This is a genomic window from Stenotrophomonas sp. 22LJNL06-5-1 (genome assembly GCF_056861455.1).
This window is the reverse complement of record NZ_JBSPUE010000002.1, coordinates 535,653-551,223: the sequence shown is the minus strand read 5'-3', so window position 1 is coordinate 551,223 and position 15,571 is coordinate 535,653. Positions and strand designations below refer to the sequence as shown.

Annotated in this window: 15 protein-coding genes and 1 tRNA gene; 11 read left to right on the top strand and 5 right to left on the bottom strand. The window is 66.7% G+C overall.

All coding sequences use genetic code 11. The features are described 5' to 3' along the window. Positions 1-44 precede the first annotated feature (44 nt). From AC13GF_RS08125 to AC13GF_RS08100, 6 genes are all read left to right on the top strand, one after another. Positions 45-248, top strand: a complete 204-nt coding sequence (locus AC13GF_RS08125) for a PspC domain-containing protein (protein WP_014037612.1) — start codon at positions 45-47, stop codon at positions 246-248. Further along, complete coding sequence (locus tag AC13GF_RS08120; RefSeq protein ID WP_483004264.1) at positions 245-697, top strand: hypothetical protein; 453 nt, start codon at positions 245-247, stop codon at positions 695-697. Before AC13GF_RS08125 ends, AC13GF_RS08120 begins: the two co-directional genes overlap by 4 nt. Before the next feature lie 713 nt (positions 698-1,410). After that, positions 1,411-1,626 carry a hypothetical protein gene (locus AC13GF_RS08115; protein ID WP_005410085.1) on the top strand — a complete coding sequence of 72 codons (216 nt, stop codon included), beginning with the start codon at positions 1,411-1,413 and terminating at the stop codon, positions 1,624-1,626. A gap of 207 nt (positions 1,627-1,833) precedes the next feature. Then, the gene (locus AC13GF_RS08110; RefSeq protein WP_483004263.1) at positions 1,834-4,221 is read left to right on the top strand and encodes a Tex family protein; all 2,388 of its coding nucleotides are present in this window, start codon (positions 1,834-1,836) and stop codon (positions 4,219-4,221) included. A gap of 208 nt (positions 4,222-4,429) precedes the next feature. After that, on the top strand, positions 4,430-6,619 hold the full coding sequence (locus tag AC13GF_RS08105; protein WP_483004262.1) for a PAS domain S-box protein: 2,190 nt from the start codon (positions 4,430-4,432) through the stop codon (positions 6,617-6,619). A 62-nt stretch (positions 6,620-6,681) separates the two neighbouring features. Beyond that, positions 6,682-6,912, top strand: coding sequence for a hypothetical protein (locus AC13GF_RS08100; RefSeq protein WP_483004261.1), 231 nt, complete (start codon positions 6,682-6,684; stop codon positions 6,910-6,912). A gap of 39 nt (positions 6,913-6,951) precedes the next feature. On the opposite strand, the gene AC13GF_RS08095 is transcribed toward AC13GF_RS08100, so the two are convergent. Further along, on the bottom strand, positions 6,952-8,040 hold the full coding sequence (locus AC13GF_RS08095; protein WP_483004260.1) for a DUF5694 domain-containing protein: 1,089 nt from the start codon (positions 8,038-8,040) through the stop codon (positions 6,952-6,954). Between the two features lie 95 nt (positions 8,041-8,135). Between AC13GF_RS08095 and AC13GF_RS08090 the strand changes: the two genes are divergently transcribed. Then, entirely contained in the window at positions 8,136-8,738 is a 603-nt protein-coding gene (locus AC13GF_RS08090; protein ID WP_483004259.1) for a GNAT family N-acetyltransferase, read from the top strand. A gap of 255 nt (positions 8,739-8,993) precedes the next feature. Continuing rightward, a complete protein-coding gene (locus tag AC13GF_RS08085) occupies positions 8,994-10,820 on the top strand; it encodes a methyl-accepting chemotaxis protein (RefSeq protein ID WP_483004258.1) in 1,827 nt (608 codons plus the stop codon). Here AC13GF_RS08085 and AC13GF_RS08080 read toward each other — a convergent pair. The 3 genes from AC13GF_RS08080 to AC13GF_RS08070 form a co-directional block, all read right to left on the bottom strand. Next, a complete protein-coding gene (locus tag AC13GF_RS08080) occupies positions 10,817-12,253 on the bottom strand; it encodes a GGDEF domain-containing protein (protein ID WP_483004257.1) in 1,437 nt (478 codons plus the stop codon). The genes AC13GF_RS08085 and AC13GF_RS08080 overlap by 4 nt on opposite strands. A gap of 115 nt (positions 12,254-12,368) precedes the next feature. Further along, positions 12,369-12,911: a GNAT family N-acetyltransferase gene (locus tag AC13GF_RS08075; protein WP_483004256.1), complete on the bottom strand. Its 543-nt coding sequence runs from the start codon at positions 12,909-12,911 to the stop codon at positions 12,369-12,371. A gap of 70 nt (positions 12,912-12,981) precedes the next feature. Then, positions 12,982-13,067: transfer RNA gene (locus AC13GF_RS08070), tRNA-Leu, on the bottom strand. Positions 13,068-13,199: 132 nt separating this feature from the next. On the opposite strand from AC13GF_RS08070, the gene AC13GF_RS08065 reads away from it, so the two are divergent. Continuing rightward, entirely contained in the window at positions 13,200-13,580 is a 381-nt protein-coding gene (locus AC13GF_RS08065; protein ID WP_483004255.1) for a response regulator, read from the top strand. A 69-nt stretch (positions 13,581-13,649) separates the two neighbouring features. Further along, on the top strand, positions 13,650-13,847 hold the full coding sequence (locus AC13GF_RS08060) for a hypothetical protein (protein WP_010484956.1): 198 nt from the start codon (positions 13,650-13,652) through the stop codon (positions 13,845-13,847). Positions 13,848-13,892: 45 nt separating this feature from the next. On the opposite strand, the gene AC13GF_RS08055 is transcribed toward AC13GF_RS08060, so the two are convergent. After that, a complete protein-coding gene (locus AC13GF_RS08055) occupies positions 13,893-14,849 on the bottom strand; it encodes an SOS response-associated peptidase family protein (RefSeq protein WP_483004254.1) in 957 nt (318 codons plus the stop codon). Between the two features lie 77 nt (positions 14,850-14,926). Here AC13GF_RS08055 and AC13GF_RS08050 point away from each other — a divergent pair, with 77 nt between their 5' ends. Next, complete coding sequence (locus tag AC13GF_RS08050) at positions 14,927-15,343, top strand: GNAT family N-acetyltransferase (RefSeq protein WP_043403080.1); 417 nt, start codon at positions 14,927-14,929, stop codon at positions 15,341-15,343. Positions 15,344-15,571 lie beyond the last annotated feature (228 nt).

Here is a 15,571-nt window from a genome sequence, read left to right as displayed (position 1 = left end):
CGAGCCATGCTCGACTGCCTTGTCCGTTTCCCGGAGCCGCCGCCATGAACACCACGCCCAAGACGCTGTCGCGTTCATTGAACGACCGCATGATTGCCGGCGTGATGGGCGGTATCGCCCACCGCTTCGGCTGGAACCCCACGCTGGTGCGGATCGTGTTCGTGCTGGTCTCGATCGGCTCGGCGGCCTTCCCCGGCATCCTGGTCTACCTGATCCTGTGGCTGCTGATGCCGAACGAGGCCGATTGAAGACTGCCCTGGCGCCCTCGCCGATCTGGCTGCGCGCGCTGCAGGTGCTGGGCGCGGTGTGGACGTCACCCAACTCCTTGCTCGGCGTGATCGGCGGCCTGGCCGGTATGCTCGGCGGGGCGACATTGCGCTGGAGCGGGCGTGACTGCGCGCTGGTGTTCGACCGCTGGCCGTGGGGGCCGGGTGGGGCGATCACATTGGGCAATGTGATCCTGCATACCGGCCACGATCTGGGCATTTCCTGCCGGACCTACGCGCATCAGGCGGGGTGGGGCGTGGAGCCGCTGATCCGGCTGGATGACCACGAGCGCGCGCACGTGTACCAGTACATGGTACTGGGGCCGCTGTACCTGCCGGTGTACCTGCTGTGCGGCGGGGTGAGTGCGCGCAATCCGTTCGAGCGGGCGGCCGATTATTTCGCCCGGTTCGGGCGTGGCTGGTGGCCGTAGTTTCCAGCCAACGGCGCAGCCCCTCGTGGCTTGGTAGCGGAATGCCTGCTTCCTGGGGGCTGGCCGGGTGGGTGGGGCTGGCGGGGACGCCGTGAACCCATCCATGGGGGCTTAGCCGCGGCATCCATGCCGCGGATACCCCGCCACCCCCACCCACCCGGCCGCTGACAGTTCCTGTGCGCGCCAAGCCACGGAAGAGAATAAAGAACAGCAAAAGCGGGTCGCGCGCTGCGCTTGCTCGTGAGCCGAGCATGGCTTGGCTCTACAGGAAGCAACAAAGCAGCCGGCCAGGCCGCTTTTGCTTTTGATCTTCTTTTTCTTTTCCGTGGCTGGACGTGCCCGAAAACTGTCGGGGGTCGGTCGGGGTGGGTTCGCGGGACCGTTGGCGCCATGGATGGCGCCATCGAGCCCCCAGGGACGGGTTTACGGCGTGTCCCGCGAACCCACCCCGACCGACCCAATCACATGAAGCGCATTTCGCGACCAAGCCACGAGGGGCTGCGCCGTTGGCGGGAATCCCCACGGATTCGTTAGCCGGAAGTTAAAGATCCGTAAGCATTCTGCTGCGATCCCGCAGTCATCTGCATGCAACCGATCGTCATTAGCCTTCGTGACGTTCCAGTCAGGTTCGACGCGGTAAGCTCTCCCTCGATGAGCTCGCAGCATCGCTCATCGAGTGCAGTACGCAGTAGCAATTTGGAGGAATACATCACATGGCAATCGTTCTTTATGTCGGTGGTAGCAAGGATGGCGAGAAGGGCGTGGTGCCCTACGGCTTCAGCAAATCCCGCGCCGACACCGCGCTGGGGCCGGAGTTCTACACGGAGCGGTTCATGGAACTGCAGGGTGTCGGCAAGGTCCGCCTGATGGCCCTGGAAGGCATGCGTGACGAGATCGTCATGCAGCGCGCCGCCCGCCACTACCGCTGACCTTCGCAACACGCGGCAGGGCGCGCCCACCATCGTGCGCCCGCGCCGGCATCCCAGCCCAGGGCCAGTCCGAGCCCTCTCTTCGCCAGGATGCCGGCGTCCAATCCGGCTTCGCCGCTGAACCTCGCCCCCTGTCAATGCCTTGTCCGGCTCCGTCGTGGGTTGCCAGAATGGGGTCTTCCCGAAACGCGGCACAGACCTGAAGCAATGCACGACGCCAAGAACGCCCAGAGCGCGCTCGCCCAGCAGATCGCCCAGACCATCGCCGACGAGATCGGTGCCCAGTCCACCCAGGTACGCGCTGCCGTCGGCCTGCTCGACGAGGGCGCCAGCGTTCCGTTCATCGCGCGCTACCGCAAGGAAGTGACCGGGGGCCTGGACGACACCCAGCTGCGCAACCTGGAAACCCGGCTGACCTACCTGCGCGAGCTGGAGGACCGCCGTGCAGCGATGCTGGCCAGCATCGGCGAGCAGGGCAAGCTCAGCGACGAGCTGCGCAATGACATCCTGGCGGCCGATACCAAGAGCCGGCTGGAAGATCTGTACCTGCCGTACAAGCCCAAGCGCCGCACCCGCGCCCAGATCGCCCGCGAGGCCGGTCTGGAGCCGCTGGCCGATGGCCTGCTGGCCGACCCGACGCAGGACCCGCAGACGTTCGCGGCCACCTTCGTCGATACCGACAAGGGCGTGGCCGACACCAAGGCAGCGCTGGAAGGCGCGCGCGCGATCCTGATGGAGCGCTGGGGCGAAGACGCCGCGCTGGTCGGCGAACTGCGTACCTGGCTGGGCGAGACCGGCGTGATCCGTGCCCGCGTGGCTGAGGGCAAGGAAACCGACGGTGCCAAGTACCGCGATTATTTCGAACATGCCGAGTCGCTGGCGAAGATTCCCTCGCACCGCTTGCTGGCGCTGTTCCGCGCGCGTCGCGAGGAGATCCTGTTCCTGGAACTGGACCCGGGCAGCGACGCCGAAGCCGGCCACCAGTACGCCGAGGGTCGGGTGGCGCGCAAGGCCGGCATCGCCGACCAGGGCCGCGCCGCTGACCGCTGGCTGCTGGATGCCTGCCGCCTGACCTGGCGCGCCAAACTGCACACGCACCTGCTGCTGGACCTGTTCAACCAGGCCCGCGAAAAGGCCGAAGCCGAAGCCATCGCGGTGTTCGGCGACAACCTGAAGGATCTGCTGCTGGCCGCACCGGCGGGCCCGAAGACCGTGCTGGGCCTGGACCCGGGCATCCGTACCGGCTGCAAGATCGCGGTGGTCGATGCCACCGGCAAGCTGGTCGCCACCGACACCATCTACCCGCACGAGCCGCGCCGCCAGTGGGACCAGTCGCTGCAGACGATCAAGCAGCTGTGCGCCAAGCACAACGTGGAACTGATCGCGATCGGCAACGGCACCGCTAGCCGCGAAACCGACAAGCTGGCCGGCGAAGCGATCAAGGCCGCCGCCAACCCGAAGCTGCAGAAAGTGGTGGTCAGCGAGGCCGGCGCGTCGGTGTACTCGGCGTCCGAGTTCGCGGCCAAGGAGTTCCCGGGCCTGGATGTGTCGCTGCGTGGCGCGGTGTCGATCGCTCGCCGCCTGCAGGATCCGCTGGCCGAACTGGTCAAGATCGAACCCAAGGCAATCGGTGTCGGCCAGTACCAGCACGATGTGGATCAGTACCGCCTGGCGCGGGCGCTGGACGCGCGCGTCGAGGACTGCGTGAACGCGGTCGGCGTATACGTGAACACCGCCTCGGCCGCGCTGCTGTCGCGGGTGTCCGGCCTGTCGGCCACGGTGGCCGAGAACATCGTGCGCCATCGTGACGACAACGGCCCGTTCAAGCGTCGCAAGGACCTGCTGAAGGTCGCGCGCCTGGGCGAGAAGACCTTCGAACAGTGCGCCGGCTTCCTGCGCATCGCCGACGGCGATCAGCCGCTGGATGCCTCGGCGGTGCACCCGGAAGCCTATCCGGTGGTCGAGCGTATCGTGGCCACCACCGCACGCCCGATCAAGGCGCTGATCGGTGACGGCAGCTTCCTGCGTGGCCTGAAGGCCGAGCAGTTCACCGATGCCACCTTCGGCGTGCCGACCGTGCGCGACATCCTCAAGGAACTGGAAAAGCCGGGCCGCGATCCGCGTCCGGAGTTCAAGGCCGCGCGCTTCGCCGAGGGCGTCGAGGACATCAAGGACCTGCGTGAGGGCATGGTGCTGGAAGGCGTGGTCAGCAACGTGGCGGCCTTTGGCGCCTTTGTCGATATCGGCGTGCACCAAGATGGCCTGATCCACATCTCGGCGCTCTCCGATACCTTCGTGAAGGACCCGCGCGACGTGGTCAAGGCTGGCGATATCGTCAAGGTGAAGGTGCTGGAGGTGGACGTGGCGCGCAAGCGCATCGCCCTGACCCGGCGCCTGGACGATACCCCCGGGCAGGCCACCAGCCGCCCGGGCCAGCGCGACGAGCGCGGCCAGGGGCAGGGTCCGCGCCGCGATGCAGGCGGCCAGAACCGTGGACCGAACCGGGGCCAGGGCAATGGCGGTCGTCCTGCCGCGTCCGTGCCCCCGGCCAACAATGCCCTGGCCGAGGCCTTCGCCCGCGCCAAGCGCAGTTGAGGACCGTGTCCCCCGTCACGCTTGATTCGTGGCGGGGGACTTGTCGATTTTCCCCGTGATTGCGCACACTTGCGCTTGAGGGGAGGCGTTCGGCCACCCCGCTGTCGCTGGGGAGGGCCATGACGCCAGCAGGACCCGTCGTCTTCGTTGAGGGCTGCAGCGTTGTGCTGCGGCCGCTGCCTGCCTGTGCGGGCCGGGGGACGGGGTGATGGCGGGCCAGGGAAGCAACGGCAACGGGCTGCTGGAACGGCGCCTGCAGGAGCTGGCCGAGGAGCGCCGGCGCCTGGCGATGATCATCGACGGCACCGCTGCCGGCACCTGGGAGTGGAACGTGCAGACCGGCGAAATGCGGGTCAATGCGCGCTGGGCGGAGATCGTCGGCTATCGCCTGGAAGAGCTGGAGCCGGTGTGCCAGAAGACGTTCCTGAAGCTGGTCCACCCCGACGACATCGTCCTGTCCGATGCGGCGCTGGAGGACCATTTCGAAGGCCGCAGCGACAACTATGTCTGCCTGCTGCGCATGCGCCACAAGAATGGCCAGTGGATCTGGATCCACGACCGTGGCCGCGTGTTCGAATGGGACGGGCAGGGACGACCGCTGTGGATGGCCGGCGCGCACGCCGACGTGACCGAGCTGCAGCAGGCGCGGCAGGACGCGGCCGAGAGCCGGCAGCGATTGCAGGCCGTGGTCGACGCGTCCGACGAGGTGGCGGTGATCGCTACCGATACCGAAGGCACCATCACCCTGTTCAATACCGGCGCGGAACGCCTGCTGGGATACAGCGCGGACGAAGTGATCGGCCAGCGGCGACTGGGTGATTTCCACGATCCGGACGAGCTGGCGGCCTGGCTGCGTCCGCTGGCGGCTGCGGACGGAAGCCTGCCGGGCGTGTTTGAAGCACTCAGCGCCCGCGCCGATGAGCAGACCTATTCACGGCAGTGGACACTGCGGCGCAAGGATGGCCAGCCGCGCCAGGTGCGCCTGTCGATCAGCCGCATGGATGGTGCCGGCGGTGCGCGGATCGGCTATGTCGGCATGTCCATCGACATCACCGAGATCCTGCAGGCGCGCGCCGAAGCACGCCTGTCGGCGGAGAAATTCGCCGGTGCGTTCACGTCGGCGGCGCTGGGCATGGCGCTGGTGTCGCTGGAAGGGCGCTGGCTGGACGTCAATGACGCGCTGTGCCGGATTCTCGGCTATGCGCGCGAGGAACTGTTGCAGGTCGATTTCCAGCGGCTGACCCACCCCGACGATCTGCAGACCGATCTGGCCCTGGTGCAGGATCTGCTGGCCGGGCGGCGCAGCCACTACCACCTGGAAAAGCGTTATCTCGATCGCGACGGCAAGGTGATCTGGGCACGGCTGTCGGTGTCGCTGGTGCGCACCGAGCACGGCGAGCCGCTGCATTTCGTGTCGCAGATCCAGGACATCAGCGCCCAGCGCAGCAGCGAGCAGCGCCTGTTCGAGAGCGAGCAGCGCAGCCGTATCACCCTCGATGCCGTGGCCGATCTGGTGCTCAGCGTCAGCCTGGACGGACGTATCGACTACGCCAACGCGGCTGCGGTGCGCACCCTCGCCGGCGATGGTGCGCTGTCGCTGGCCGGACACAAGGTGCAGGACGTGCTGGCGCTGACCACCGAATACGCGCCCGGCTCGGTATTGGATGTCTCGGTGCTGCTGGACCCGGAAAGCAATGCGGTGGACCTGCACGCCGACCTGCTGCTGCGCCTGGGTACGGCCACGATCCCTGTCGACCTGACCCGCGCCTGGCTGCGTGATGATGAAGGTCATGTACGCGGCGCAGTGTGGGTACTGCGCGATGACACCCAGCAGCGCGCGCGCCAGCGCGAGGCGCGCCATCTGGCCGAGATCGATCCGCTGACCGAGCTGAGCAACCGTCGCGGCTTCGAGGTGCATCTGCAGCAGGCGATCACCCGCGTCGAGCGTACCGGCCAGGCCGCCTCGTTGATGTACATCGACCTGGACCGCTTCAAGCCGGTCAACGACACCTGGGGCCATCTGGCTGGCGATGCCGTGCTGTGGGCGGTGGCCAGCGTGCTGCGCCACGGGGTGCGCGATTCGGACGTAGTGGCGCGGCTGGGCGGCGACGAATTCGCGGTGATCCTGTCCGGCTGTACGCCACGCCGTGCCGCGCGCATCGGCGGTGAACTGCTGCACACCCTGGCATCGCTGTCGATTCCGTGGGACCAGGACCGCCTGCATGTGGGCGCCAGCATCGGTATCGCGCCATTGGCGGGTGGAATGAGCGTGGACCAGGCCGTGGCGGCGGCTGATGCCCAGTGCTACCGGGCCAAGGCAATGGGGCGCAACAACGTACAGGTGCAGGGCGAGGCCAGTGAGCTGCCGGGTGATGATTCCGAAGCCGCCGGGGGCTGATCTCAACCTGTGAGAGGGCGTGCGCGAATACTGCGCGCACTTTCCCTCGTACAGGTGATCCCATGAATGTCTGCAACCCGGTGACGGTGCGTGCCTTCGCCCCGGCCCTGGTCGGTTGGTGCCTGGCCTTGGCGGCCTGCCTGCGTGCGGAACAGCTGCGCGGCGACCTGCACGCGCAGGCCTTGCTGCCGGTGCTGCAGGGCGGCGCGGTCGCCCTGCTGGTGTTCACGCTGTCCTGCATCGGTGCTGCCAGCATCGTGCTGTGGCGGGCCGGCAGGAACGCGGTGGAGTGATGCGGTGGATGGTCACCGCATCCCCCATGTCATGTTGCGTCAGCGCAGAACTTCATCCGAACTGACCAGTTGCACGTCGTGCATCAGGTTGAGGTACGCCTCGTAGTAGCCCTTGTGCGAGGCGCCGACGATGGTCAGCATGCGGGTGCCTGGATGCTGGCCCAGTATGTCGCGCATGTTGGCGACCATGCGCAGGTTGCGGGTTTCCCAGTAGCCCACGTAGTTGCGGCCAAAGCCTTCCGGCGAGGGTTCGACGAGGGTCGCGCCGAAATCGCTGTTGAAGGCCACCATCGCGGCCTCGGGTGCGTTGTAGGCGCGATACATCGCGAGCAACCCATCCGGTTGAGCAAGATTGGCTTCCAGTCGTTCATCGGCTGCCCTGCGCGCTTTGACGAAGGCGTTGTCCCAGGCACCGCGTATGGCGGCAGCGTAGGCCTTCTGCTGCGATTCCGGTGTAGGCGAATCCGCAGTGTGGTCGTCGACCGCCCACAGCCGCTCCAGCCCCAGGCGCGCGGCAAGGACGCCGGCCACCAGGCCGGCCTCGTTGCGGCGGGCCATGCGCGTGTCGAGGAACTGCACCAGCTCCGGTGTCAGGCTGTCCGAAGCACGTCGCTCTTCCCTGGGCAGCCGCAGCCATTGGACGACTGCCGAGTTGCTTTCGCCTGCGGCCAGGAAGACTGCGGCCAATCGGCGTCGCTGGGCAGCGGTTGGCGCCTTCGGCCAATCCGCAAGCAGGCGTTCCATCTCCACGTTGGCGCTGGGCACGTCCAGGCCGGTGGCAGCCTGCGCCGGTGCCGGATCGACGCAGTAGTCCGCTACGCTCTCCGTGTATCGGGCCGGATTGCGGCGCATGAAGTCACACTGCAGGCCGGACAGGTTCTCCACGGCGATCGCGGTGGGCCGCCAGGCTTCCAGGCGCTGCAGCAGAGGTTCCAGCATCGCCGGCGTGAAGGTCTCCGGCAGGCTGGACAGGTGCGGGCTGCCCAGCACCAGCACTTCGTTCGGGCGCCCTGCGGGCGGTCCCTTCAGCTGGTCCGGGTGGAAGGCCGGCCGATAGGCGGTGTCGTTGGCCAGCGCGCTGCTGCTGCACACGGCCAGGAAGAGAAGGCTGGCAAAGCGAGGGAACATGTGATCTCCATGTCGATAAGCATCCTGCGGGACCTTCATGCTGGTCATATTCTCCTGCTGGGGAATCCCGCATTGGTCATGTAAACCTTTTTGCCTTGAGCTGCATCCTTCTGCTGAGCGATGCTGTACGCAATGTCCAGGCGATGCAGAAGATGACATTGGACGACTGGATCATCGACAGTCCGCGGCTGCACCTCCGGCCTTTCACGCCCGGTGACGCCGACGAGGCATTTGTGGCAATCACACCCGGGCTGACCCGCTACATGGCCTTCGAGCCGCCTCCGTCGGAGGAGGCGTTTGCTGCGGTCTGGCGGGCGTGGCTGCCCACCATCGCCGACGGGACCGATATCACGTTCGTGATCCGCAGGCGCGAGGATGGTGTATTCCTTGGCCTGGCAGGCCTGCATCGAGCCTGTGAAGCAGAACCCGAGCTGGGCATCTGGATCGCAGAAGTGATGCATGGGCACGGCTATGGCCGCGAAGCCGTGGCGGCGGTGTGGTCGGCGGCCTCCGGGCGCCTGCGCTGTGCTGCGTTCCGCTACCCGGTGGCGGAGCAGAACCGGTCCAGCCGTTCACTGGCTGAGTCCCTCGGTGGGCAGGCGGTGGCACGTGAGCAGGGCGTGAAGTACACGGCAATCGTCTACCGCATTCCGGCTGCAATGCATGGAGTTGCGACGGACGTCGCGGAATCCCGCTAAAGCGGCCGACGGCATCGCCGATACTCCCTCTGGATCCCGCTCCAGTCACCCGCCGCAGGACCCCAGACTGCCCCCGATGGGCGGTCCGCGCAGTGTGTTCCGCCGCTCCCAGATGCCGATCGCACCCGCAGCAGACGTTCTTGGCAGTCGCTCGAGAGGTGCCGGTTGGCACCTGTAGTCCCTGGCAACTGATGTTGCCGCCGGGCATCCCGCCCGTCGGGTCACAACCGCTTACCGGACACCGAGGATCAGACAATGCTCATTCCAGGCTTCACGGCAGGCGCGCAGGCGCCGGCCGAGCTGCATACCCGTTGGTCGCCGTGGCGTGCGCTGCTTGGCGTACTGGCGCCACAGCAACGCACCAGCACAGAGAAGACGCTGACCGACCGCACCGAGCTGGAAGCGCAGGTGGCCGCGCTGCATCGCGTGCAGGCCGTCATCGAGTTCGCGCTCGACGGCACCATCCTGCAGGCCAATGACAATTTCCTGCAGGCGATGGGCTACCGGCTGGAGGAGATCCAGGGCAAGCATCATTCCCTGTTCGTCGACCCCGAGCAGGCGCGCAGCGCCGAATACCGCGACTTCTGGGCGCGATTGGGGCGTGGCGAATACGACGCTGGACAGTACCGCCGCTTCGGCAAGGGCCAGCGCGAGATCTGGATCCAGGCCTCGTACAACCCGGTGCTGGACCGCCAGGGGCGGCCGTACAAGGTGGTCAAGTTCGCGACCGACATCACCGCGCAGAAGCTGCAGGCGGCCGACTCGGCGGGGCAACTGGCCGCGATCGCCAAGTCGCAGGCGGTGATCGAGTTCAGCATGGATGGCCGCATCCTGTCGGCCAATGACAATTTCCTGGCCGCCACCGGCTACAGCCTGGACGAGGTGCGCGGGCAGCACCATTCGTTGTTTGTCGAGCCCGAGCATCGCAGCAGCGTCGAATATCGCCAGTTCTGGGAGAAACTGGGGCGCGGCGAGTATGACGCCGGGCAGTATCGGCGCCTGGGCAAGGGCGGGCGCGAGGTCTGGATCCAGGCATCCTACAACCCGATCCTGGACCTCAATGGCAAGCCGTTCAAGGTCGTCAAGTACGCCACCGACATCACCGCGCAGGTGCATGAGAACCAGGCCATGCAGCGCGCCGTGGCGCAGACCCGCGAGGTGGTGGCTGCCGCCAAGCAGGGCGATCTGACCCAGCGCGTGGCCACCGCCGACAAGAACGGGTCGATCGCCGAGCTGTGTGAAGGCGTGAATTCGCTGGTCGAGGCGATGGCCGCGATCATCGGCCAGATCAAGTTCGCTGCGGACACCATCGCAGTCGGCGCGACTGAAATCGCACAGGGCAACAGCGACCTCTCGCAGCGCACCGAGCAGCAGGCGGCCTCGCTGGAGGAAACCGCCGTGTCGATGAAGGGCCTGGCCGAGACCGTGCAGCGCACGGCCACCAACGCGCGCCAGGCCAGCCAGCTGGCCGGTGGAGCGGCCGACGTCGCCGCGCGAGGCGGCAATGTGGTGCATGAGGTGGTCGAGACGATGGCGGTGATCAATGCCTCGTCGCGGCGCATCGTCGACATCATCGGGGTGATCGACGGCATCGCCTTCCAGACCAACATTCTCGCGCTGAACGCAGCGGTGGAGGCGGCGCGTGCCGGTGAACATGGCCGTGGCTTCGCCGTGGTTGCCACCGAGATCCGCGAGCTGTCGCAGCGTTCGGCCAGCGCAGCCAAGGAGATCAAGCACCTGATCGATGAGTCGGTTGCCAATGTGGGCGCCGGCACGGCGCAGGTTGAGAGCGCGGGCCGCACCATGGATGAAATCGTGACCAACGTGCGCCGTGTCAGCGACCTGATGACCGAAATCAGCACTGCCTCGCAGCAGCAGAGCGATGACATCCAGCAGATGAATCATGCGGTCGACCTGATCGATCAGGGCACCCAGCAGAACGCGGCCCTGGTCGAGGAGGCGTCGGCGGCGGCGCGCAGCATGGAAGAACAGTCGGCGCAGTTGCTGCAGACCGTAGCCAGTTTCCGCGTGCAGGGCGGCGCCGGGCACCGGCATGGAGCGGCGGCGCTGCACGCGGTCTAGGCGCGGCGCTCGGACCGGTCTGCCGTGGTCTCGGTGTCGCCGCGTACGCAGTTGCGACCGGCATGCTTGGCGCGATACAGGGCCTGGTCGGCGCGTTCGACCAGGTCGCGCGGATCGCCGTCTTCGCCGGGTGCCTGCCAGGCCACGCCGATGCTGATGGTGACGGTGGCCTCGGGGGCGGGCAGGGCCGCGGCTTCGACCGAAGCGCGCAGCCGTTCGCCCAGGCCCAGGGCGTGGGTGGCATCGGGTGCGGGCAGGGCGGCGATGAACTCTTCGCCACCATAGCGGGCCAGCAGATCGTCACCCCGTTGCAGGCAGCCATCAAGAATGGCGGCCACCGACTGCAGGCGGCGATCGCCTTCCGGATGGCCGTAGGTGTCATTGAGCCGTTTGAAGTGGTCGATGTCGATCATCAGGACCGCCAGCCCGAGCCCCTGGCGGCGCGCGCGGCCGCGGGCACTGCCGAGTGATTCGTCGAAGCTGCGGCGGTTGCCCAGACCGGTCAACGGATCACGCCGCGCCAGTGTTTCCAGCTCATCGCGCTGGCGCTGGATCTCCACCTGGCTCAGCACGCTGCGCAAGGCATAGCCGAGCATGGCGCCAATGAAGCCGACCGTGGCCAGGGTGGGCTGCAGGCGCGCGACCAGCAGCGCCACCATCATCAGCAGCAAGGGCAGCATCAACGGCACGCCGGCGTCGACGATGCGGCGCAGGCTGCGTGATACCTCCACCGCCGGATAGCGGCGCTTGCTGCCGGCCATGACGGCCAGCACCACGAACAGTCCGCTGATCAGCAGGTCCCCCCAGTTGCCGTCAGGCAGCTGCGGTTGGTAGGTGTTGATGTAGTACGCCAGCAGGAAGTAGCCCAGCGTGTAGATCGCAAGTGTCCGGAAAAAATCGCGGCGGTCGGGATTGTCCTCGGCGAGGAAGCGGATCAGCGCGAAGCAGAACACCAGGCTGTTCTGTACGCTGCTCATAGCGTTCAGGCACTGCGTCCACAATGCGGCGTTGAAGTGCGCCATCGCCCGCGTGTGCCCGTAGTACAACAGCCACAGCAACGCGATGATCAGCAGGTCCACCGCGCGGATGTAGCGGTTGCCGCCGCCCGGGCTGGCGGCCACGTAGGTCAGGGGGATCCGGTAGAACACGTACAGGATCAGCGAAGACACGGTCATCTGCGCGGGATCGAAGCCGGCCACATTGCGGTACAGCAGGGCCAGCAGGGCCAGCGAGAACAGGCCCACGGCCGCGCCCAGCGTCCGCCATTTGCAGGCTGCCTGGCGGCTGTCACGTGCACGCCGCACGCAGGCCAGTGCAGCCAGCAGCGGGGCGGTGATCAGCATCAGGTAGGAGCCGACCGGGTCCTGCGGGCCGACAAAGGCAATGACGAGCGCGTGCGTGACCAGAAAAAACAGTGCCGCACGCAACGTCATGCATTCCCCCGCCCCCAGCTCCGGCTGGGATCACGATAGGCAGAAGCACGTGAGGCTTGCAAGAAAAGTGTGCACTGCGTCTATTCCAAAGCTTGCCGCCAGTCTCAGTTGTGTTTCAGCGTGGTGACGTGGAGCCTTCGACGTGGGCGTACATCCAGAAGTCACGGGGCTGTCCCCGCACCCGCCGGTAGGCGCGCAGCAGGCCTTCGCGCTGCATGCCGAGGCGTTCCAGCACAGCGATCGAGCGGGTGTTGCTGTCCAGGACGGTCGCCTGGATTCGGACCAGGGCGTGTGTGGCATGGCCCCATTCGATCACCGCGCGTGCGGCGTGCGTGGCCAGTCCCTGGCCCTGCCATCGCGGATCGAGGTCATAGGCGAGTTCGCCGCGGCCATTCGACAGGTCGATTCCGTTCAGGCCAATGGTGCCGATCAGCTGGCTGTCGGCGCCCACCAGTGCCCAGCGCTGGTCCGTTGCCGTAGGCAGGTAAGCGGAGATCTGGCGCCGCAGCGCCCTTTCGGAAACGTCGCCCCAGCTGGTGTGCCCGGTCACGCCCGGCAGCGAGAGATAGCGGGACCAGGCGGCAGCATCATCCACGTGCGGTGGGCGCAGCCGTGCGGGCAGGGTAGCGGGGAGCGTGGGCAGGGCGGGCGTTGGCATCGTCGCCAGTGTCGGCGCCCAGGCCCTGAAAATGCAAAAGGCCAAGTCGGGGACCTGGCCTTTGATGCAGTGGTGCCGGTGAAAGGACTCGAACCTTCATGGGGTCACCCCCGGCTGATTTTGAGTCAGCTGCGTATACCATTCCGCCACACCGGCAGGCAGCATGTGAGTGTAACCGAGGTTGGCACGGCTTTCATAGTGGGAAGGCCGATCAGGGCGCGTCCTGTCGGCTTCGGCCCAGTGGTGGCTATACTGCGGCGGCTTGAATGCCTCCAGGAGTGGTAGCCGATGACAGTGTTGCAGGACCTGAGGGTGCTGGTGGTCGAGAACGACGAGATGAGTGCCGCACTGCTGCAGATGCAGCTGGTGCATGCCGGTGCGACGGTGGTGGGTCTGGCCGCGAGCGTGGCTGAAGCACTGCGCCTGCTGGAGGCGTCGACCCCGGACGTGGCCCTGCTCGATTACCGCCTGGCACGCAATGAAACCAGCGAGCCGGTGGCTGCGGCGCTGTCGGCGCGTGGCGTGCCGTTCGTGCTGGCCACCGGGATGCTGGCCGAGCAACTGCCCGAGCCGATGCTGGCTGGCGTGCTGCTGGTCAAGCCGTATCTCTCGGCAGACCTGAGCCAGGCGCTGGTACGTGCAGTGGGCCGCGCCAGCGCCAGCGTCTGATTGGCACGTGCTGAAGCGGTGGGCGTATCCTGCCCGGGCCTGAATGCTCAGGCCTACAAGGAGAGTGGCATGAAGAAGTGGATCAAGCGCATGGTTGCTGCGGGTGTCCTTTCGATGGCGGTCTTCGGTGGTACGGCCTCTGCCGCGTGGTGTGGCCAGCCCTGTTTCCAGCTCTACAAGAGCTGCATCGCGCGGGGTGGTGAGGTCGAACAATGTCTGCAGGAACAGGCCTTCTGCGAAGAGGCGATGTGCGGCGGCAATCCCTGATCCATGAACCCCGCCCAGGCGGGGTTTTTCATCTGTGCGCGGTGTTCAGCCCGCTTCTTCGTACACGTAGTGGATCTCTTCGCGGTCGTCGAGGATGCGGTACTGCAGGGCGAGGTCATCCGGATCGGGATTGAGCCAGGCATCGAGGTGCTCCCTGCGGATGGGAACGACGCCGCGGTCGTGGCCCGCAGCGGCGACGTCGTGTGGAGGCGTGTCGGTGATCGTGGCAAATGACAGCAGGCGACCTTCCGGTCCTTCCCACTCCGCCCACAGGCAGGCCAGCAGCAGGTCGCGCGGCGGATCGGGCCGGAACTCCAGCACCACGTCCTGCTCCTTCTCGTCGGCACCCAGCGTACGGCCGGCGATGGCATGGCGTGGCACGTGCTCATAGAACGCCTGCACCACCACCACACCGTGGCGCAGCCCGAACGCACCGCGCCAATAGCCTTCCAGGCTGTCGCGCCTCGCGTTGTAGGTGCCGGGATAGAGGATGTCGTTGCGCGCGGGCTTGTCCGGCAGCCGGCACTGGTAGCGCATCGGCTTGATCACGCGTTTGCCGCCCTCGCTGACCATGACCGGTGCGTAGGTGCCGGGGAAAATGCGGTTGTCGCGCGGCAGCAGCTGCACCCGGTGCAGGTCTTCCAGCCGGGACTGCGCGCGCTCGATGCGGTTGCCGGCCACGCGCAGGTCGTTGCGTGCCTTCTGGGTGGGGCGGGTCGCCAGCGTGGCGTTGGCGATATCGCGTCGCTCGCACTGGCGCGACAGCTCCGCCTCGAGATCTTGGCGTTCCTGCGCATGCCACTGCTGGATTTTCGCGACGATGTCGCGGCCCTGCTCGGTGCGAGCGCCGGCGAAGCCGTCATCCATGGCCTTGGGAGTTCTGGGGCGCTTCTTGCCAGGATCGTGCGCGTACAGCTCCGCGAATTCTTCCAGCGACAGGATGGCGCCGAACTCGCGCACCAGCTTGGCGTAGTCGGCGCGGATCAGGGCGGAATAGCACATGGGAGCTCTGCGGGCGTGGGTCGCAGCAGCTGCGACACGGATGAGGCAGGATAGCCCGACCTACAGGGAGATAGCGCATGAATGATTCCGTCGCCTGCCAGTTCCGCGACGCCGTGCCCACGGTCGAAGACTATTGCCAGCTGCGTGTGCTGGCGGGCCTCAGTGCCAAGAGCCAGGAGGCGGCGGCACGCGCGCTGCCCAATACCCTGTATGGCGTGTGCGCCTACCAGGGCAACGAGCTGGTGGCGATGGGGCGCATCGTCGGCGATGGCGGCTGCCACCTGCAGGTCTGCGATATCGCCGTGTTGCCGCGCCTGCAGGGGCAGGGCCTGGGCAAGGAAGTGATGCGTCGCCTGGATGGATGGATGCAGGCGAACCTGCCGCCGTCGGCATACGTCAGCCTTCTGGCAGATGGTGAAGCGCACCGGTTGTACGCGCAGTTTGGTTTCGCACCCACTGCACCTGCATCGATCGGGATGTATCGCCGGTTCTGAGGTGTGGCCGAGTTGAAGCCATCCACGCATGGCGTGGATCTACCGGGCCAACCGGCCGCCGGATCCATCCCGGCCCTGCAGTAGATCCACGCCATGCGTGGATAGGGCCTTCCCGGGAATCACAGGCAAAGAAAAACCCCGGCCGAAGCCGGGGTTTTAAAGAATTGGCGTCCCCACGGGGATTCGAACCCCGGTCGCCACCGTGAAAGGGTGATGTCCTAGGCCTCT

Bases quoted from the DNA above. Each gene is read 5' to 3' on its own strand.
- AC13GF_RS08095 (WP_483004260.1), bottom strand. From the start codon at position 8,040: ATGTTCCCTCGCTTTGCCAGCCTTCTCTTCCTGGCCGTGTGCAGCAGC.
- AC13GF_RS08115 (WP_005410085.1), top strand. From the start codon at position 1,411: ATGGCAATCGTTCTTTATGTCGGTGGTAGCAAGGATGGCGAGAAGGGC.
- AC13GF_RS08075 (WP_483004256.1), bottom strand. From the start codon at position 12,911: ATGCCAACGCCCGCCCTGCCCACGCTCCCCGCTACCCTGCCCGCACGG.
- AC13GF_RS08080 (WP_483004257.1), bottom strand. From the start codon at position 12,253: ATGACGTTGCGTGCGGCACTGTTTTTTCTGGTCACGCACGCGCTCGTC.
- AC13GF_RS08105 (WP_483004262.1), top strand. From the start codon at position 4,430: ATGGCGGGCCAGGGAAGCAACGGCAACGGGCTGCTGGAACGGCGCCTG.
- AC13GF_RS08050 (WP_043403080.1), top strand. From the start codon at position 14,927: ATGAATGATTCCGTCGCCTGCCAGTTCCGCGACGCCGTGCCCACGGTC.
- AC13GF_RS08065 (WP_483004255.1), top strand. From the start codon at position 13,200: ATGACAGTGTTGCAGGACCTGAGGGTGCTGGTGGTCGAGAACGACGAG.
- AC13GF_RS08100 (WP_483004261.1), top strand. From the start codon at position 6,682: ATGAATGTCTGCAACCCGGTGACGGTGCGTGCCTTCGCCCCGGCCCTG.
- AC13GF_RS08110 (WP_483004263.1), top strand. From the start codon at position 1,834: ATGCACGACGCCAAGAACGCCCAGAGCGCGCTCGCCCAGCAGATCGCC.
- AC13GF_RS08055 (WP_483004254.1), bottom strand. From the start codon at position 14,849: ATGTGCTATTCCGCCCTGATCCGCGCCGACTACGCCAAGCTGGTGCGC.
- AC13GF_RS08060 (WP_010484956.1), top strand. From the start codon at position 13,650: ATGAAGAAGTGGATCAAGCGCATGGTTGCTGCGGGTGTCCTTTCGATG.
- AC13GF_RS08085 (WP_483004258.1), top strand. From the start codon at position 8,994: ATGCTCATTCCAGGCTTCACGGCAGGCGCGCAGGCGCCGGCCGAGCTG.
- AC13GF_RS08125 (WP_014037612.1), top strand. From the start codon at position 45: ATGAACACCACGCCCAAGACGCTGTCGCGTTCATTGAACGACCGCATG.